Source organism: Propionivibrio sp. (assembly GCF_016790145.1).
GTDB lineage: Bacteria > Pseudomonadota > Gammaproteobacteria > Burkholderiales > Rhodocyclaceae > Propionivibrio.
In genome coordinates, this window is sequence record NZ_JAEUOI010000017.1 from 1 (window position 1) to 18,430 (window position 18,430).

The 18,430-nt window shown below is 57.0% G+C and carries 15 protein-coding genes; 4 read left to right on the forward strand and 11 right to left on the reverse strand.

The genetic code is table 11. The features are described 5' to 3' along the window. Positions 1–260: 260 nt before the first annotated feature. The gene (locus JNM42_RS01695; protein ID WP_294265189.1) at positions 261–950 is read left to right on the forward strand and encodes a transglycosylase SLT domain-containing protein; all 690 of its coding nucleotides are present in this window, start codon (positions 261–263) and stop codon (positions 948–950) included. 1 nt (position 951) lies between these two features. On the opposite strand, the gene plsB is transcribed toward JNM42_RS01695, so the two are convergent. The 7 genes from plsB to JNM42_RS01730 all read right to left on the reverse strand — a co-directional run bounded on the left by plsB (position 952) and on the right by JNM42_RS01730 (position 14,072). Continuing rightward, complete coding sequence (gene plsB, locus JNM42_RS01700; RefSeq protein ID WP_294265192.1) at positions 952–3,414, reverse strand: glycerol-3-phosphate 1-O-acyltransferase PlsB; 2,463 nt, start codon at positions 3,412–3,414, stop codon at positions 952–954. Positions 3,415–3,443: 29 nt separating this feature from the next. Further along, positions 3,444–5,501, reverse strand: coding sequence for an elongation factor G (gene fusA / locus JNM42_RS01705; RefSeq protein WP_294265195.1), 2,058 nt, complete (start codon positions 5,499–5,501; stop codon positions 3,444–3,446). Positions 5,502–6,125: 624 nt separating this feature from the next. Beyond that, entirely contained in the window at positions 6,126–8,114 is a 1,989-nt protein-coding gene (locus JNM42_RS01710; protein WP_294265198.1) for an acetyl/propionyl/methylcrotonyl-CoA carboxylase subunit alpha, read from the reverse strand. A gap of 136 nt (positions 8,115–8,250) precedes the next feature. Next, a complete protein-coding gene (locus JNM42_RS01715) occupies positions 8,251–9,783 on the reverse strand; it encodes an acyl-CoA carboxylase subunit beta (RefSeq protein ID WP_294265201.1) in 1,533 nt (510 codons plus the stop codon). A 65-nt stretch (positions 9,784–9,848) separates the two neighbouring features. Continuing rightward, entirely contained in the window at positions 9,849–10,853 is a 1,005-nt protein-coding gene (meaB, locus tag JNM42_RS01720; protein WP_294265204.1) for a methylmalonyl Co-A mutase-associated GTPase MeaB, read from the reverse strand. A gap of 26 nt (positions 10,854–10,879) precedes the next feature. Beyond that, a complete protein-coding gene (gene scpA, locus JNM42_RS01725; RefSeq protein ID WP_294265206.1) occupies positions 10,880–13,054 on the reverse strand; it encodes a methylmalonyl-CoA mutase in 2,175 nt (724 codons plus the stop codon). Positions 13,055–13,283: 229 nt separating this feature from the next. Continuing rightward, positions 13,284–14,072: a sulfite exporter TauE/SafE family protein gene (locus JNM42_RS01730; RefSeq protein ID WP_294265229.1), complete on the reverse strand. Its 789-nt coding sequence runs from the start codon at positions 14,070–14,072 to the stop codon at positions 13,284–13,286. 108 nt (positions 14,073–14,180) lie between these two features. Between JNM42_RS01730 and JNM42_RS01735 the strand changes: the two genes are divergently transcribed. Further along, entirely contained in the window at positions 14,181–14,438 is a 258-nt protein-coding gene (locus tag JNM42_RS01735; RefSeq protein WP_294265210.1) for a SemiSWEET transporter, read from the forward strand. Positions 14,439–14,468: 30 nt separating this feature from the next. Here JNM42_RS01735 and JNM42_RS01740 read toward each other — a convergent pair whose 3' ends face one another. Continuing rightward, positions 14,469–15,461 (reverse strand): PfkB family carbohydrate kinase, encoded by a 993-nt coding sequence (locus JNM42_RS01740; RefSeq protein ID WP_294265214.1) that lies wholly within the window; start codon positions 15,459–15,461, stop codon positions 14,469–14,471. Between the two features lie 228 nt (positions 15,462–15,689). On the opposite strand from JNM42_RS01740, the gene JNM42_RS01745 reads away from it, so the two are divergent. After that, a complete protein-coding gene (locus tag JNM42_RS01745) occupies positions 15,690–16,490 on the forward strand; it encodes an ABC transporter substrate-binding protein (RefSeq protein WP_294265216.1) in 801 nt (266 codons plus the stop codon). Between the two features lie 379 nt (positions 16,491–16,869). Here JNM42_RS01745 and JNM42_RS01750 read toward each other — a convergent pair whose 3' ends face one another. Both JNM42_RS01750 and JNM42_RS01755 read right to left on the reverse strand, forming a co-directional pair. After that, positions 16,870–17,289, reverse strand: a complete 420-nt coding sequence (locus JNM42_RS01750) for a DMT family transporter (RefSeq protein ID WP_366504393.1) — start codon at positions 17,287–17,289, stop codon at positions 16,870–16,872. 3 nt (positions 17,290–17,292) lie between these two features. Next, on the reverse strand, positions 17,293–17,544 hold the full coding sequence (locus tag JNM42_RS01755; protein WP_294265219.1) for a hypothetical protein: 252 nt from the start codon (positions 17,542–17,544) through the stop codon (positions 17,293–17,295). A 19-nt stretch (positions 17,545–17,563) separates the two neighbouring features. On the opposite strand from JNM42_RS01755, the gene JNM42_RS01760 reads away from it, so the two are divergent. Continuing rightward, on the forward strand, positions 17,564–17,752 hold the full coding sequence (locus JNM42_RS01760) for a hypothetical protein (RefSeq protein WP_294265222.1): 189 nt from the start codon (positions 17,564–17,566) through the stop codon (positions 17,750–17,752). Positions 17,753–17,950: 198 nt separating this feature from the next. Here the strand turns inward: JNM42_RS01760 and JNM42_RS01765 are convergent. Beyond that, on the reverse strand, positions 17,951–18,430 hold a 480-nt coding region (locus tag JNM42_RS01765), incomplete at its 5' end, for a M23 family metallopeptidase (protein ID WP_294265225.1).

Genomic DNA, 18,430 nt, shown 5'->3' on the forward strand with positions numbered 1-18,430 from the left:
TCAGAGGATTTGAATGCGTTGATTGACAAAATTCAATTTAATCAATACACTGCATTTCCGTTGCACTTTATCGCCCTTGCGTAGTGCATGTCTGGCATGGAACTTTTATTTTCCTTGCTGCTCAGATGTAGTGTTTGAACCTCGTAGAAGTATCCGCCCTGCGGTAATCCTTACCGCTCCTTGGGGCTTTGCACCCGCCTATAACCGCTTGTCGCACGATGATTTTGTTTGCGCGACGACAACAGTGAAGGAGAGTGAGCATGTCTGCAACGATTACGCTCAAACAGTCGATGGCACGAAGTCCTGATGCCGCCTTTTATCTTATCAAGCACAGCCTGATGATCGCCGGTGTTCTGCTCGTCCTCGGTATCATCAACGTTTTTAACAACAACACACAATTTGTCGAGTTGCTCAAATCCGCCTTGCCCGATTCTTCCGTTTCGGAAGAATCGCCCGAAGAAAGCGCAGAAGCAGAAGCTGCTGTACTCGTCCTTTCGCCACGCATGCAAGGCGCTCTCGACTACGTAGCGCGTCGCTATCGGGTTTCCCCGGAGGCCTTGCTGCCGGTTTTCGAGGTGGCCCAATTAATCGGCAAGGAGCGACGCATTGATCCGCTGCTGATTGTAGCCATCATCGGTATTGAATCAAGGTTCAATCCGTTTGCCGAGAGCGCCATGGGCGCCCAAGGCCTGATGCAGGTCATTCCACGTTTCCATATGGACAAGGTGCCTGAGGGAGCCGGAGACAGTCCGCTCCTTGATCCGGAAATCAACATCAGGGTCGGAGTCCATATTCTGGAGGAAGCAATTAGACGGCGCGGTGGACTGGTCGCCGGTCTTCAATACTATGCAGGCTCTTCTGAATCCGAGGGCAGTTATGCAAGCAAGGTGCTGGCCGAGAAGGAGCGGCTGGAGCAAGCCGCACGCCGTAACGCCCGTTCCAGCGCCTAATTCATCGATTTGCGCTGGCCATGCGCCGGATGGCCTGCCTGGCTTCGGCCGGTAGCACCAGTTCGGCGTGTGCCAGTGGAGTGCTGATGCGCTGGTCAAAATGCAATAACCCGTTTTCATCCTCGCGCAGCAGATTGGCATCTATAAAGTTGGCAATGAGTGCCGAGAACGTCGTTTTCTCGGAATACTCCGGCGTGTTGAACTCGTAGAGTAGCGCCATACGCTGAGCCAGCAGATGGCAATCGTTTTCCAGGGTGCGTCGCGTTCGCTGGCCTGAACCGCCATGTTGCAGCAGCGCCAGCGTGAGAAAGTGGCGTTCGAGTATCGGGCGCAGGATTTCCCCGAGCAATCGCAACTCGTCGAACTCCTGGCTGTTTGGCTCGGGGGCAGACAGTCGTCCGGAATCGTTTCGGTAAAGTAGACCACGTTTGACAAACACCTCGATGATGGCTTCGCTAACGGCAGGGAGTTGCGCTGGTGACCAGTGCAGGAAAAGCTCGGTTTGCAGCAGGCTATAAATTCCGGCAACAGCGTCGGTCAGGCGCTTTATGCCGAGGTGCCGATTTTGGTTGAGCAGGCAGGCGATCAGTGCCGGCAAGGCAAAAAGATGGAGTACATTGTTGCGGAAGTAGGTCAGCAAGGGCGCCTCCCCTTCCGGTATGCGAATCAGATCTCCGAGTGGATGCGGGATGCGCTCGGCGATTCCAAGCCGTTCAACGTAAGCCACAATCTGCAAGGAATCCAGAGAGCACGGGATCGTTTCTGGCGCATAGGGGGCCTCGCCGACTAGCGCCTGACAGTGCTCCAGTAGTCGATGCAGCACCTGTTCATCTGCCGTATGCCTGGGTGTGGACAACACAGTCAGGGCGATCAGATTGACCGGATTGATTACAGCCGCTGCATTCAGACGTTCGGCAAGTTCGGTGGCCGCACTGTGCGTGGCTTCGCGTGACCAGTCGCCAGACTCATCTGAAATTTCCCGAGCCCATCCAGGGCGACGGGACTCGAGGAAATCGGCCAGCTCCAGCGGTTTGCCGAAGTTAACATGAACCTTGCCGAAGACACGTTTGAGCTGGCGTATGCTCTTCACAATGTCCCACAGTGACTCTTTCTGCTTGGGTTTGCCGGCCATTTCGCGAAGGTAGGTGCGGCCTTCGATAATTTTCTCGTAGCCGATGTAGACCGGTACGAAAACGAGCGGCCGTGCATGTTCACGGATGAAACTGCGAACCGTCATGCCGAGGATGCCGGCTTTGGGAGAGAGCGTTCTGCCATTGCGACTGCGCCCGCCCTCAATGAAGTACTCGAGCGGGAAGCCACGGGTCAGCATCAGATGCAGATATTCGTGGAACACGGCGGCATAAAGCGGCTCTCCCTTGAAGCTGCGGCGCAGGAAAAAGGCGCCACTGTGCCGCAACAGCGTGCCAACGAGCGGCAGGTTCAGATTGGCACCGGCGGCGATGTGTGGCGGTGTCAATCCCTGCCGGTGGAGAGAATAGGAGAGCAGCAGATAGTCGATATGGCTACGATGCGTCGGAACATAGACGATGCCATGACTCGGCGCAATCTGCGTGACGACATCAATATTGTGGATTTCAATGCCGTCATAAAGGCGTGTCCAAAGCCAGGAAAGAAACAGCTCGAGCGCGCGTACCGTACCGTAGGAATAGTCCGAGGCGATTTCCAGCGCGAAGCTACGGGCACGCACCTGGGCTTGATCAATCGAGATGGCGCGGGTACTGGCCTCGTCGGCAATCGCCGAGCGCACCAGCGGGGACGCCAGCAGTGTTTCCACCTGGGTGTTGCGGTGCGAAAGATCCGGCCCGATGGCCATCTGTCGCTGGCGGCTAAAGTGCACGCGCAGCACGCGGGAGAGCTTGCGCAGCGCCTGTTCTTCGTCGAGACCTTCGCCGGAAAACGCACGCAGGAAAATCGGCGCGTTGAATCGAACCAGCACGTTCCGGCCATGCAGCAGGATGGTCAACAGGCGGCGCAGTGCACCGGGTTGCCGCCAGGTTTCCGAAAACAGGGCTTTGAGGATGGATTCCTGTTTGTCCGGGCTGCGTCCCCAGAGAATGACGACAGGGACAATCTGTACATCAAGGCCCTTGACCGCCAATGCTTCGTGCAACAAAGCGGTCATCAGCGAAGAATGGGCGTAGCGCTCCCGTGCCGTAGCGTTGAGCGAATGTTTGCGGTTCAGAAAGAAGACGGAATGCGGGAAATTAACAGCGTTCAGCTTGATGCGCGCTTCGGCAGATGGAAGGCCGGCAAGCTGCGATTCCTGGAATAGTACCAGCAGGTTCGAGAGATGGTGGTGCTGCAATACGTAACAAACCGGTTTTGCCGGATCGAGGCCGAGTTCCTTTGGGTTCTCCGGAAATACGGTGGTTCGCACCCAAAAATACAATACCCGGCGGGCCAGCGGGAGGGCCCAACCGGGTATATCGAAAAGGCTAATCATGACGGCTTAGTCGTCAGCCTTCGTACCGATCATTCATCCTCCAGGCCAACTGTTTTATGTTGCGAAGACAACTGCTGCTGGGTGGCTGCCGGTACCGGTGCATAGTGAGAAAAGGAAATGCTGTAGGAACCCTGGCCACCCGTCAGCGACTTGAGCCGTCCCTGATAGTCATCGAGTTCGGCGAGCGGAACCTTGCCGCCGATCGACATGCTGCCAACGCCACGCGGCTGTGTTCCGGTCACCTGACCGCGCTTGCTTGAGAGGTCTCCGGTAAGATCACCGATGGCAGCGTCCGGGGCCAGAATTTCGATGTCGACTACCGGCTCCAGAATGATCGGTGATGCCGCCCGGATGGCCTCGATCGTGGCTTTCCGGCCGGCGGCAAAGAAGGCGATGTCCTTGCTGTCAACCGCATGCGACTTGCCATCATGGACGATTACGCGCAGGTCATGCACCGGGAAGCCACCGACAACGCCGTCCTCCAGCGCCTGACGCACGCCCTTTTCAACCGCTGCCATGTAGACGCCCGGGATTGCACCTCCCTTGACAATATCGACAAACTCGAAGCCGCCACCGCGCTCCATGGGTTCGATACGCAACATGACTTCGCCGAACTGGCCGGCACCACCACTCTGCTTTTTGTGACGGCAATGGCCTTCGGCCTTGCCGGTGATCGTTTCGCGGTAGGCAATCTGCGGTGGTCTGGTATCAAGTTCGATTTTGTATTGCTGCGCCATGCGTGACAACTTGGCGCGCAGATGCATTTCGCCCAAACCGCGGATGACCGTTTCGTTGGTCGTCGGGTGGCGCTCGACCTTGAAGCAGGGGTCTTCAATTTCAAGCTTGTGCAGGACATCGAAGAGCCGTTGCTCGTCGGCTTTGCGCCTAGTTTCGACGGCCAGACCCTGCATTGGTTGCGGGAATTCGAGCGGCTTCAGGTGGATATGGTCTTCGTCATGCGAATCATGCAACACACAGTCAAAAACGATTTCATCGACCTTGGCAATGGCGCCGATGTCGCCCGCTACCAGTGCGTCAACCTCGATGTATTCCTTGCCCTGCAAGCGGTATAGGTGACCAACCTTGAACGGCCGCTTGGCATCGCCGACAAAAAGTTGCGATTCCTTTCTGATCGTACCCTGATGCACACGGAACACACCGAGTTTGCCAATGAAGGGGTCACTGACGACCTTGAACACATGCGCCAGGACGTGTTTGCCGGCATCAGGCTCGGCCTTGAAGGGCATGCTGTTCTGGTCGCCCGGTTCACCCTTGTAGAACGGTGGCGGATTACCCTCGGTCGGATTGGGCGCCAGCCTTGCGAGAGCATCAAGCAACTGGGGAACGCCAGCGCCGGTTTTTGCCGAAACGAAAAGAATCGGAATCAGGTGGCCGGCGCGCAGTGCCTTCACGAAAGGGGCGTGCAGTTCTTCCAGGCTGGGATCGGCGCCTTCATCAAGATAACGCGCAAGTAGATCTTCATCTTCCTCGACGATCTGGTCAATCAAGGCACGGTGGGCCGTGGCGACCGATTCGAAATCGCTCTCGCCGCTGTCATGACCGAGCAGTTCAACCACGTCCTGACCGTGATGCGCCGGCAAATCGAGCAGCATGCACTGGCGACCGAAAGACTCGCGGATTTCACCAACCAGCCTCGGTAAATCGACATTGTCGGCATCAATCTTGTTGATGACGATCATCCGGCAGAGATCGCGGGCGGCCGCAAGTTTCATCATGCGCTCGGTCGACAGTTCGATACCGGTTTGCGCATTGATGACCACCAGCGCCGTGTCCACCGCAGCCAGAGAACCAATGGCCTGCCCGGCGAAATCCGGATAGCCCGGTGTGTCGACCATGTGCACCTGGACGTTAAGCCAGTTGAAACTGCACATGGCGGAATTGAGCGAATGCCCGAGTTCCTTCTCCTGCGGATCAAAGTCGCAAACGGTGTTGCCCCTTTCGACTGAGCCCCGACTGGGGATTGCGCCAGCAGCGGCAAGCAATGTTTCAGCTAGAGTGGTCTTTCCTGCGGCGCCATGGCCGACAAGAGCAACGGTGCGCAGGTTGACGGTGGAATTCTGACCCATGTTTTCTCCCAATGATTTTGAACGCACTCTGCATGGGGCGATAACCAGAAAACGCCCCGCGCAGAGCAACTGACTACTCAAGATTCATCAATAAACACGCCCATTCTACCCTTAGTAGCCAGGCAACAAATCAGTCTGCAAGGCTCATTCAACCCATTAACTGCGCTTGATGCCGATTCACATATGCCCCGAAGAAAAATCTTTTCGTATAGAGAGCACGCAGCCGTTGAGGGCATAATTAAAAACCTTGATTCACCCATTGGGTGAAATGCTGTTCACATTAAACTATCCAGGGAGCCGCTGATCAAGTCTCAGAACGTCATTCCGGCGAATGCCGGAATCCAGAAAATTCAAGGCACTGGACACCGGCTTCCGCCGGTGTGACGGCTTAATCAGCGTTTCCCTGGCTGCCAGTTCTCCGTGCTAATGATGTTCAGCTAATGTTCAGATTGTGGCACGAGACCAGGTTTCACTTTCATACCGGCAAAGCCGGTATGACGTAAAGAAAAGAGAAAGGTGCCGCCCAAAAAAAACCCGCCGGGAAGGCGGGCTTCTTGTCACATCAGCAAAAGAGGGTGAGTGGTGAGCTCCTGCCTACCGATGACTTCTCACGATAGCGTTGAATTATTCGAACTCGATGATGACCTGATCGACTGACAGGCTTTCACCGGCCTCCGTAACGATCTTTTTCACCAGGCAATCTTTCTCGGCCTTGAGAATATTTTCCATTTTCATGGCTTCGATCACGGCCAGTTTTTCGCCGACGCGAACTTGCTGTCCAACTTGAACCGATACTTCGCGGAGCAGGCCGGGCATCGGTGAGAGCAAAAATCTTGAGAGATCGGGCGGTACTTTGACCGGCATCTTGGCCAGCAGTCGGTCAGCCTTGAGAGACATGACAACGGCCTTAATCTGCTTGCCGAAATGGCCGATACGATACTCCAGTCCGGCACGCTCAACCTGCATGCAGATCGGCTGACCGTTGCAAGTTCCCCGGAAAACCAGTTCCCTGAAAAGCCAGTTGGATACGATGTCGTATTTTTTATCGCCGCAGGTGATCGAGTAACCCCCCGGAATCGTATTGACGCCGACCTGGTAATTTTTGCCTTCGATGACCACTACCCACTCAGTACCGACTTTGCGCGGATGCCCGATCATCTGGTTGCTGATTTGTACAGCGCGGTCGATATAGCGGCGCCGTGCGAAGGCGGCGACTGCAGCCAGCAGGCCGATATCCTCGTAGGGAACATCGGCAGCGACAAAACCATTCGGGTATTCATCAGTGATGAATGCGGTCGTGAAGATACCGGAAACGAAGCGCGGGTGTTGCACCAGCGCAGCCTGGAAGGGGATGTTCGAACTGACACCGCGAATGAAAAATGCGTTCAGCGCGTCGCGCATGCGCTCGATGGCCTGCAGGCGATTGTCACCATGGCAGATGAGCTTGGCGATCATCGAATCGTAGTGCATCGAAATCTCGCCACCTTCGTAAACGCCGGTATCGACACGCACCTTGCCGTCCGAGGCATCTGGCGGCTGGAATTTCACCAGGCGTCCGGTTGAAGGCAGGAAACCGCGGAAGGGGTCTTCGGCATTGATGCGGCATTCGATGGCCCAGCCCTTCGGTTTGATGTCGGCCTGAGTGAAGGGAAGCTTTTCGCCAGCAGCAACCCGGATCATCAGTTCGACCAGGTCGAGGCCGGTGATGAACTCGGTGACCGGGTGTTCGACCTGCAAGCGGGTATTCATTTCGAGGAAGTAGAACGACTTGTCCGAGCCAACGACGAACTCGACAGTGCCTGCGCTCTGGTACTTGACTGCCTTGGCCAGCGCCACGGCCTGCTCGCCCATCGCTTTGCGCACCGAATCGTCGATGAAAGGCGACGGCGCTTCCTCAATGACCTTCTGGTGGCGGCGCTGAATCGAGCATTCGCGTTCAAGGAGATAAATGGTGTTGCCGTGGGAGTCGGCAATGATCTGGATTTCGATGTGGTGCGGGCCTTCGACAAACTTTTCGATGAACACGCGATCATCACCGAAACTGTTGCGCGCCTCGTTGCGACACGAATCAAAGCCTTCGAAAGCCTCGGCATCGTTGTGCGCGACACGCAGCCCCTTGCCACCCCCGCCGGCGGAGGCCTTGATCATCACCGGATAGCCGATCCCCTTGGCGATCTCGACGGCCTGAGCGGGATCAGCAATCGAATCGTTATAGCCGGGAATGGTATTGACCTTGGCTTCGATGGCCAGTTTCTTGGACTCGATCTTGTCGCCCATCGCAGCGACCGAATAATGTTTGGGACCAATGAAGATAATCCCGTTTTCTTCAAGACGTTTCGAGAACTCCTGATTCTCGGAGAGGAAGCCGTAGCCGGGATGAACGGCCTCAGCACCCGTCTGCTTACAGGCAGCGATGATCTTGTCGATGGACAAGTAGGACTCTTTCGATGCCGCCGGGCCAATGCATACGGATTCATCTGCAGTAAGCACATGCAGGGAATCCTTGTCGGCTTCGGAGTAAACAGCGACGGTGGCAATACCCATGCGGCGGGCGGTCTTCATGACGCGGCAGGCGATTTCACCGCGATTGGCAATCAAAATTTTCTTGAACATTTATTAACCTCTTTCAACGTGCACCAAAGGAGAAACCCTTGGCGGGCAGAGTACGCAGAGACACAGAGAACGCCGAGAAATGCGCATTAATGGATTTTTCATCTCTGCGCGCTCTGCGTTGAATGCATCCAGGGGATTAAAGTGGAATATTCCCGTGCTTGCGCCAGGGATTCTCAAGCTTTTTGTCGCGCAACATGGCGAGCGAACGGCAGATACGTTTGCGCGTTTCGTTCGGCATGATTACGTCGTCAATGAATCCCCGTGCTCCGGCAACGAAGGGGTTGGCAAACTTGGCCTTGTATTCGGCTTCACGCTGCGCCAGTTTTTCTGGATCGCCTTTCTCCTCGCGGAAAATGATTTCAACGGCGCCTTTCGGTCCCATGACCGCAATTTCGGCAGACGGCCAGGCGAAATTGACGTCGCCTCGCAGGTGCTTCGAGGACATCACGTCATAGGCACCACCGTACGCCTTGCGCGTGATGACAGTAATCTTCGGCACGGTGCATTCGGCATAGGCATAGAGGAGTTTGGCTCCGTGCTTGATGATGCCGCCGTATTCCTGTGCCGTACCGGGCATGAAACCGGGGACGTCCACGAAGGTGACCACCGGGATGTTGAAAGAATCGCAGAAGCGGACAAAGCGCGCGGCTTTGATCGAACTCTTGATGTCCAGACAGCCGGCCATCACCAGCGGTTGATTGGCAACCATACCGACTGGCGAACCATCCATGCGTCCAAATCCGACGACAATGTTTTTAGCGTAATCGGGTTGCAGCTCGAAGAAATCGCCATCGTCGACAACCTTGAGGATCAATTCCTTGATGTCGTAAGGCTTGTTGGGGTTATCCGGCACCAGGGTGTCGAGCGAGAAATCGAGGCGTTCGGCGGGATCCTGCGCCGGCAGCAGCGGCGGCTTCTCGCGATTATTGCCTGGCAGGAAGCCGACAAAGCGACGCAGAATCATCAGCGCCTCGACGTCGTTTTCGAAAGCCAGATCGGCAACACCGGATTTGCTGGTATGGCTTACGGCACCACCGAGTTCTTCGGCGGTTACATCCTCGTGGGTCACGGTCTTGACGACTTCCGGCCCGGTGACAAACATGTACGAGGAGTCCTTGACCATGAAGATGAAGTCGGTCATAGCCGGGCTATACACCGCCCCGCCCGCACAGGGACCCATGATCAGGGAAATCTGGGGAATGACACCGGAGGCCATCACATTGCGCTGAAAGACGTCCGCGTAGCCGCCCAGTGAGGCAACGCCTTCCTGAATGCGGGCGCCGCCGGAGTCGTTGAGACCGATGAGCGGCGCGCCGACCTTCATGGCGTGATCCATCAGTTTGCAGATTTTCTCGGCGTGCGACTCGGAAAGCGAACCGCCAAAGACGGTAAAGTCCTGCGAGAAAACGAACATCAGGCGACCATTGATGGTGCCGTAGCCGGTGACAACGCCGTCACCGGGGACGGATTGTTCGGCCATGCCGAAATCGGTGCAACGGTGCTCCTTGAACATGTCCCACTCTTCAAAGGAGCCGTTATCGAGCAGCAGTTCAATCCGCTCGCGCGCTGAAAGCTTCCCCTTGGCGTGCTGGCTGTCGATGCGTTTCTGGCCACCCCCGAGACAAGCGGCACCGCGCTTGTCTGCAAGCTGGCGAATGATGTCATGCATAACATTTTCTCCCTGAAATTTTAGATGAATCAGTTTACAAAAAAGACGAACAGTTGAAAATCCTTTCAAGCCTTCAAGCTATAAAGTAGTCGATACGCCGCAGAGCCGGGGGTTGTGCGGCCTTCAGCGACATCAAGCAACAAGCCGGGCAGAGCGGCATGGACCAGCGGGTGCTCGCGGAAATAATGGCGCAGGCCGGAGTCAATCAGGCTCCACATCCAGTTCACGGCCTGACGACGACGTTTGGCTTCAAACTCGCCACTGGCGGACATGGTTGCACGATAACGTTCGATCTCGGTCCAGAATTCAGGGATGCCGCGTTTGGCCAGAGCGCTGACGGTGAGCACCGGTGGCCGCCAGTTGGGGCTGGCCATGCGCAGCATGGTGAGTGCCGTTCGCATCTGCACTTTGGCAAATTCAGCAGCACGCTCGTCAATGTCCGCTTTGTTGAATACGATCAGGTCGGCAATCTCGACGATCCCCTTTTTGATCGCCTGCAGATCGTCGCCGGCATTCGGCAGTTGCAGCAGGACGAAGACGTCGACCATGCCAGCAACCGTTGTTTCGGACTGCCCGACACCGACCGTCTCGACGATAACCACATCGAACCCGGCCGCTTCGAAGACCAGCATCGCCTCACGTGTCTTGTCGGCGACACCACCGAGTGAACCGGCTGTAGGGCTCGGGCGTATGAAAGCGTCTTCCTGCTGACAGAGCAGTTCCATGCGTGTCTTGTCGCCCAGTATGGAGCCTCCCGAAACCGAAGAAGACGGATCGACGGCGAGGACGGCAATGCGTTTTCCGCTCTCTATCAGATGGATACCAAGCGTTTCGATAAAGGTTGATTTGCCGGCACCGGGCACGCCGGAGATGCCGACCCGGATGGCCCTGCCGGTGTGCGGCAGAAGCGCGGTCAATACCTGTTGCGCACGTACCTGATGGTCAGTACGCGTCGATTCGATAAGGGTGATGGTTTTTGCCAGCGCGCGCCGACTCTTCGCAAGAACGCCATCGACCAGTTGCTGGTCGATGGCAGCCAGAGGCATGTTGGGGGTGTTGCTCTGGTCCATTGGCTTTGGCTTTCGTCATTGCTTGATCAGGCTTTGGCGCTGGCGCGAGCCTTGCGTATTTCGGCGATAACCGTGGTAGCCGAATCCTCAATGCGCGTTCCCGGTCCGAAAATGGCCTTGGCGCCAGCGTTGAACAGATACTCGTAATCCTGTGGCGGGATAACACCGCCAGCGAAGACGATGATGTCATCGGCACCCTGATCCTTCAGCGCCTTGACCAATTCCGGAAGCAGCGTCTTATGACCAGCCGCGAGTGAGGAAACGCCGATGGCGTGCACGTCGTTTTCAACGGCCAGCCGGGCGGCTTCATCGGGTGTCTGGAAGAGCGGACCAACGTCGATGTCAAAGCCGAGATCGGCGAAAGCTGTGGCGACCACCTTGGCGCCGCGATCATGGCCATCCTGACCGAGTTTGGCAATCATGACGCGCGGGCGGCGACCTTCTTCCTCGTTGAACTTTTCGATGTCGGCCTTCAGCGACTCCCAACTGGCAATGCCTTCGACGACTGAACCATAGACGCCGGAGACGGTTTGTTGCGTGGCGCGGAAGCGTCCGAATACTTTTTCCAGGGCGTCGGAGACTTCGCCCACCGAAGCACGCAAACGCATGGCCTTGATCGCCAGGTCGAGCAGGTTGCCCTCGCCGCTTTGCGCGCACTGGGTCAATGCGTCGAGGGCGGCCTGTACGGCCGCGCTGTCGCGGCTGGCACGAATGCTCTTCAGGCGGACAATCTGTGAATCGCGAACGGCGTTGTTGTCGATATCGCGGATTTCGAGCTTATCTTCCTTTGCCAATTTGTATTTGTTCACGCCAACGATCACGTCCTTGCCCGAATCGATGCGCGCCTGCTTGTCGGCGGCACAGGCTTCGATACGCATCTTCGCCCAGCCCGATTCGACTGCGTGCGTCATGCCGCCCATGGCCTCGACTTCCTTGATGATTTTCCAGGCTTCGTCGACCAGATCCTGAGTCAGCTTTTCCATCATGTAGGAACCGGCCCAAGGATCGACGACACTGGTGATGTGGGTTTCTTCCTGGATGATGAGCTGGGTGTTGCGCGCGATACGCGATGAAAAATCGGTCGGCAGCGCAATGGCCTCGTCGAGTGCGTTGGTATGCAGCGACTGGGTGCCACCAAAGACGGCAGCCATCGCCTCAACGGTCGTGCGCACGACGTTGTTGTAGGGATCCTGTTCGGTGAGCGTCCAGCCGGAGGTCTGACAGTGCGTGCGCAGCATCGAGGATTTCGGGCTCTTCGGGTTGAACTCCTGCATCACCTTCCACCACAGCAGACGTGCGGCACGCAGCTTGGCCACTTCCAGATAGAAGTTCATGCCGATGGCGAAGAAGAAGGAAAGTCGTCCGGCAAAGAAATCGACATCCAGCCCCGAGGCGATGGCGGTTTTGACGTAGTCGCGACCATCGGCCAGCGTGAAGGCCAGTTCAAGCGCCTGCGTCGCACCGGCTTCCTGCATGTGGTAGCCGGAGATCGAAATCGAGTTGAACTTCGGCATGTTCTGGGAGGTATAGCCGATGATGTCGGAGATGATCTTCATCGACGGTGTCGGCGGGTAAATGTAGGTGTTGCGCACCATGAACTCTTTGAGGATGTCGTTCTGGATCGTTCCCGAGAGCTTGTCCTGCGCAACGCCCTGCTCTTCGGCGGCAACGATGTAACCGGCAAGAATCGGCAGCACGGCACCGTTCATGGTCATCGATACCGAAATTTTTTCAAGCGGGATGCCGTCAAAGAGGATCTTCATGTCCTCGACCGAATCGATCGCCACGCCAGCTTTGCCGACGTCGCCGGTGACACGTGGATGATCGGAGTCATAACCGCGGTGCGTGGCCAGATCGAAGGCGACCGAAACGCCCTGTCCGCCGGCGGCCAGGGCCTTGCGATAAAAAGCGTTGGAAGCTTCAGCTGTAGAAAATCCAGCGTACTGACGGATGGTCCACGGACGCACGGCGTACATGGTGGCCTGCGGACCGCGAACAAAGGGGGCCATGCCAGGGAGCGTATCGGTGTACTCCAAGCCGGCAATATCCTGCTTGGTATAGAGCGACTTGACGACGACACCTTCCGGTGTCACCCAGTTCATTGCCTCAATATCGCCACCAGGGGCTGATTTGGCGGCAGACTTTTTCCAGGCGTCGAGATTTGACGAATCAAGTAGCACGGCTTTGTTCTCGTTGGACATGACAAGACCTTTCAGAAAGTTAGAAACTTGGGGGACGTTCTTCAACCGGAAATACAGAATACAGTAACCGGTTGCAAGCGTTGCGCTCACCAGCGGCTGAAAACTCGCCACGAACCGATAATCCTACTTGACCCACCGCCTCAAGGCAAGAAAAAAACACCCCGGCAGACGTTTTTTCCTGCCAGGAAACAAGGGTCCCAAAATCATGCTTTACATTCATGATTGCGGCTCAGGCGAAAAGACTCCAAAGCATCTTCGCAGCCAGAGTGATAAGCACGCAGGCAAAGATGCGCTTCAGGGTTGCGACAGGCAGGCGATGCGCCAGCCTGGCGCCGAGCGGGGCAATCAGCATGCTCGACGGAACCAGCCAGAGGAGTGCCGGCAGGTAAACGAAGCCCAGACTCCACGGAGGCAAATCGGCGCGGCCCCAGCCGTTATAGATGTAGCCGAGGCTACCGCCCACGGCAATCGGAAACCCGATGGCCGCCGAAGTGCCGATCGCTTTCTGTACTCGTACATTGCACCAGGTCAGGAAAGGCACGGTCAGCGACCCGCCGCCGATGGCCACCAGCGCCGAAACAGCGCCGATTCCCGTACCAACGGCGAATACGCCGATTATCCCCGGCAGTTCACGTGAGGCCTTGGGCTTGAGGTCAAGAATCATCTGCAAGGCAACGAAACAGACAAAGCACGTAAAAAAAAGCGCCAGCGGTTTGGCCGGAACATTGGAGGCAAACAGGGTACCGAACAGTGTGCCGAAAAGAATCCCCGGCGTGATCTGGAGAACCACTTTCCAGAGTACGGCGTCGTGCTGATGATGCGCATGCAGGCTTGACAACGAGGTAAACAGGATCGTCGCGATCGAAGTTCCGAGAGCCAGATGAAGCACTTCACCCGGAGGGAAGCCATCCTGGGCGGCAAACATCATGGTCAACAACGGTACCATCACCAACCCACCGCCAATTCCCAGCATGCCGGCAAAGAATCCGGCAAACAGGCCCAGTCCGATATACGCCATAAACCAGCTCACAGGATCCTCCTTCCAGGCAGGATTGTAGCCTGCCAATCGACAAAACCCGCAAACTGCGAGCAGGCTGGTCTATCATTCGCGTGAAACAGGTGACTCATGAACTCCATTACATCGACAATCGGCTTTATCGCCGCCATCCTCACTACCCTATCTTTTGTTCCGCAGGTGTTGAAAGTCTGGCGATCGCGATCAGCGAAAGACATTTCGCTTGGCATGTATTCCTTGTTCACACTGGGTATCGCTGCCTGGCTGCTGTATGGATTTCTGATTGATTCGTGGCCGGTGATTCTGGCCAATCTTGTCACCCTGATACTGGCTGGCAGCGTTCTGGTCATGAAGCTGAAATTCGCTTAAAACGAGAAACACTCAAAGCCATCAACAGGTCTACAGCGACGCCATGAATGAAGCCTCAAGAAGTCCGGGGCGCACGGTCCGGGCATTCGACTGAGCACAGGCCGTAGCCAGACCGATGGCTTGTTCCAGAGCCTCCAGCGGTATCCTGTCCCAGGCCGCTTTGCTGCACGACGTCAACAGTTGCGCCAGCATCCCGGCAAGGAACGCGTCTCCGGAACCAATCGGATTAATGATTTGTTCCGCAGCAAGCGCAGGCACCGGTATCGATCGCACCTCTCCGTCGCGGACCAGCAAGATACTTTCGGCGCCACGCGTAAGAACAAAGCTTGTCGCCTGATTCCGCGATACTTCAGCAACGGCATTGATGATCTCAGGGGCAAGCAGCGGTTCAGCCAGGACGCCGCCATGCTCGCCTCCGCAAAAGCGTCTGGCGAAAAATGTTGCGGCGAATTCGGCAAGATTGATCTTGACCACGGCCGGTCGGGCAGCGAGGGTATCAAGGAGAACAGAGCCTTGCACATCAAGCAGTACGGGCACCCCGGACTCGCGGGCCATGCTCGCCAGACGCGTCAGGTATCCAACCGGAAAGCCAGGCGCCATCGATCCGGCGACAACCAGAGCCGTAGCCGACGGTAACATCGCCAGCACCGCATGGGTCATGGTGTCGACACAGGATTGATCGACCGGAGAAGAGGGTTCAACGAGTTCGGTTACCCGTCGCCCTGTGGACATGGAGGTTTCCACGATGGAAGTGCAGGTTCGCAATGGGCTGGATGAGGGGATGAGCCGAAGATCCAGCCCATCAAGTCTGGCCAGCGACATCAACTCGTCCGCGTTGCTACCGCCTTGAGCCAGGCATAAAGCCTCGACGCCCAGTCGTTGAAGCACCCGACAGACATTCACTCCCTTGCCTGCGACATCGACATTTACACTTTTCAGCCGGTTTACTTCGCCCGGAATCAACGAATCGATGATTACCGAGCGCTGGAGTCCCGGGCTCAGGCAAATGCAAATAACGGGCATGACCGGATCACCTAAAGCTGTGAATAAGTATCATGATAGACAATCTCCTTGCGCCCCACTGGATTTACTTCGCGGCACATCATTTGCTTTAACCGGGTGTTTAAACTTGAATTTGAATACGTGCATTGGTCAAGCAGCCACCTGGCTTGCTGTCTGTCGACTCTGCCCGGCAATGAATGACCCCGTATGGCAGCGCTTCGCCCAAGTCAGCAACAAAGGAATAATCAGATGTCGAAACGCCTGCCGCAGCGCATCGCCTGCCTGACCACCGAAACCGTCGAGGTGCTCTACGCGCTAGGCGAGCAGGAGCGCATCGTCGGCATCAGCGGCTATACCGTTCACCCGCCGCGTGCGCGCAAGGAAAAGCCCAAGGTCTTCGCCTTCACCAGTGGCGATGTCGACAAAATCCTCGCCGTGCAGCCCGATCTGGTGCTCACATTTTCCAATCTGCAAGCCGACATCGCCCGCGCTCTGATTCAGGCCGGAGTGGCGGTGTTCGCTTTCAACCAGCGCAGCGTCGAAGACATTCTGGCGATGATCGAGACCGTCGGCCGGCTGGTCGGCGCCGAGGATAAAGCCCTGACGCTGATCGCCGATCTGGAGAAAATCATCGAACAAGCACGTGCCGCCGCAGCCAGGCTGCCGCGTCGGCCAAAAGTCTATTTCGAGGAATGGAACGATCCACCGATCTCCGGTATTGGCTGGGTGTCGGATTTGATCACCATCGCCGGCGGCGAAGACATCTTCAGCGAAAACGCAGCCAAACAATCGGCCAAAGACCGCATTATCGCCGACCCGCTGGAGATTGTCCGGCGCGCTCCGGAGATCATCATCGGCTCCTGGTGCGGCAAAAAATTCCGCCCCGAGAACGTTGCCGCCCGGCCCGGCTGGGCGGGAGTGCCGGCGGTTGTCGGCAGGCAACTGCATGAAATCAAATCAGCGGTCATCCTCAATCCGGGTCCGGTGGCGATCCGCGAGGGATTGCCAATGCTGACGCGTATTTTCGAACAGTGGGCCGACCTGTGCTGAAAAGCATCCGGGGTAACGGCAGCTTGTTGATGCGAATGAAGCACTGCTGCTGTGGGTTTAGCCAACCGAGGGCGAAATGTGCGGTCAGCCCGTCAGGTAGCAGCTTGGTCTACGCCGTCGAGCGAAAGCGGCGCATGTCGCGGCGATTGCGTAGCGCGCGCCAGAGGGCTTCTATTTCGGCGTCGCTGAACGGTGAGGATCATCTGGTATGGTAGCGGCTCAATAAACAGGTCTCCGTATTCCATGTTTGACATGCAGCATTCATTGCGCGCTGCAGTATTTTGCTGTTTTCATGATGAGCTTATGGTTTGTTGGCTGTTTCAGTTCGACCCGTACTCGACGTTCAGACTCTTGGAAAGCTGCCGTTCAACATTCGAGCTCAGTCGCGCCGTTCGTTTACGACGGCTGGAAAGACATTCCGGCCGGTATTGCGTTGTGGCTTGCTCAGGATCACCAAAGCGATGCCGCCAAGAATGGCTAACGATGCCAGCACGAAACGTGTCGTTACGGATTCTCCGAGAATGATGATGCCACCGAGCGCAGCGATGACCGGAACGCTAAGCTGAACGCTCGCGGCGTTCGTGGCCTTCAGCGCCGGTACCACGGAATACCAGATCGCGTAACCCAATCCCGAAGTTATCGCGCCCGACGCAGTGGCGTAAACAATGCCAGCGCTGTCCGGGTTGCTGTTTGAATGCAACAACATGCTCAGCAGTGCCGTGAACAGCGAGGCACGCAGGAAGTTTCCGGCCGTAACACGGGTGGGATCCCCGGCTCCTTTGCCGCGTAATGAATAGATGCCTCAGGCAAAGCCGGCGATCAACGTCAGAACCGAGCCCACCAGCGGCGGTGCAGACAGTCCGGGCAGCAGCAGGCCGACCAAGCCTCCAAACGCCAGCGCAAGCCCTACAAGTTGTTGTTTATGGAGCCGCTCACCAGACAACAGGCCATGACCAATCATCGTCGCCTGAACGGCGCCGAAGAGCAGCAGGGCGCCAGTCGAGGCCGCCAGGCTGATGTAGGCGAACGAGAAACCGGCGGCATAAGAAAACAAGGCAAAAGCCGAAACCCAGTTGCCTCGTCCAGTACGATCGCTGCGCAAGAAAATCGTGATTGCCCAGAGTACCGCCGTGCCCGAAACAAGTCGAGGTGAAGCTGGCTGCGTCGATGCTGGTGTGCTTGAGCGCGATGCGGCACAGGATCGAATTGCCGGCAAAGGCGATCATGGCGAGCACCGTCAGAACGGCAATTCGGACAAATGACATAAATTTTCTCAGGCGATATTCGGCGCTTGTTTGCGGGCCCAACAAAACATTGGGCATAAGCATACACCCTGACAGCGCCAATGACTGCCATGGAGAGATGGCTTGAAGGAGTTTAGCCTCTGGCAGTCTATTCACACCATGGTGACCGCTGGCGGCCAGCGGTAGCCTGAGCGCGAGTGCCGTCGTTCAGCAACTTCAGCGTAACCGCCTGTCATTGACCTGCGCGGGCGCCTTGCCGGGCGTCGAATAGTCGGCGGTCAGCCATTGCTGGTATCTGGGCTCGAAGACATACGGCGGATCACCGACGTAGAAGCGCAGCGGCAGGGAAACGGCGGCGAAGCCCTCGTTCTGGCGCACCAGCTTTTGCACCACGAAGTGAAGATGCGGCCCGGAGGTGTAGCCGGTGGCGCCGGAATAGCCGATGGTCGTGCCGGCCAGCACTCGCTCTCCCGGTCTGACACGGACTCCACCGGGTGCCAGGTGGGCGTAGGTAGCGACCGTTTGATCGGCATGCAGGATGCTCACAAAGTTGGCCATCGACATCAGCGCCGGGCTTCTGCCGCCGAGACGGTGCGAGGATTCACTGGCAATCACCACCCCCGCGCGAGCGGCGACGACGGGCGTGTTTTCGGGCATCGTGAAGTCGACGGCGTAGCGGCTGTCTTCCCCGTCGTG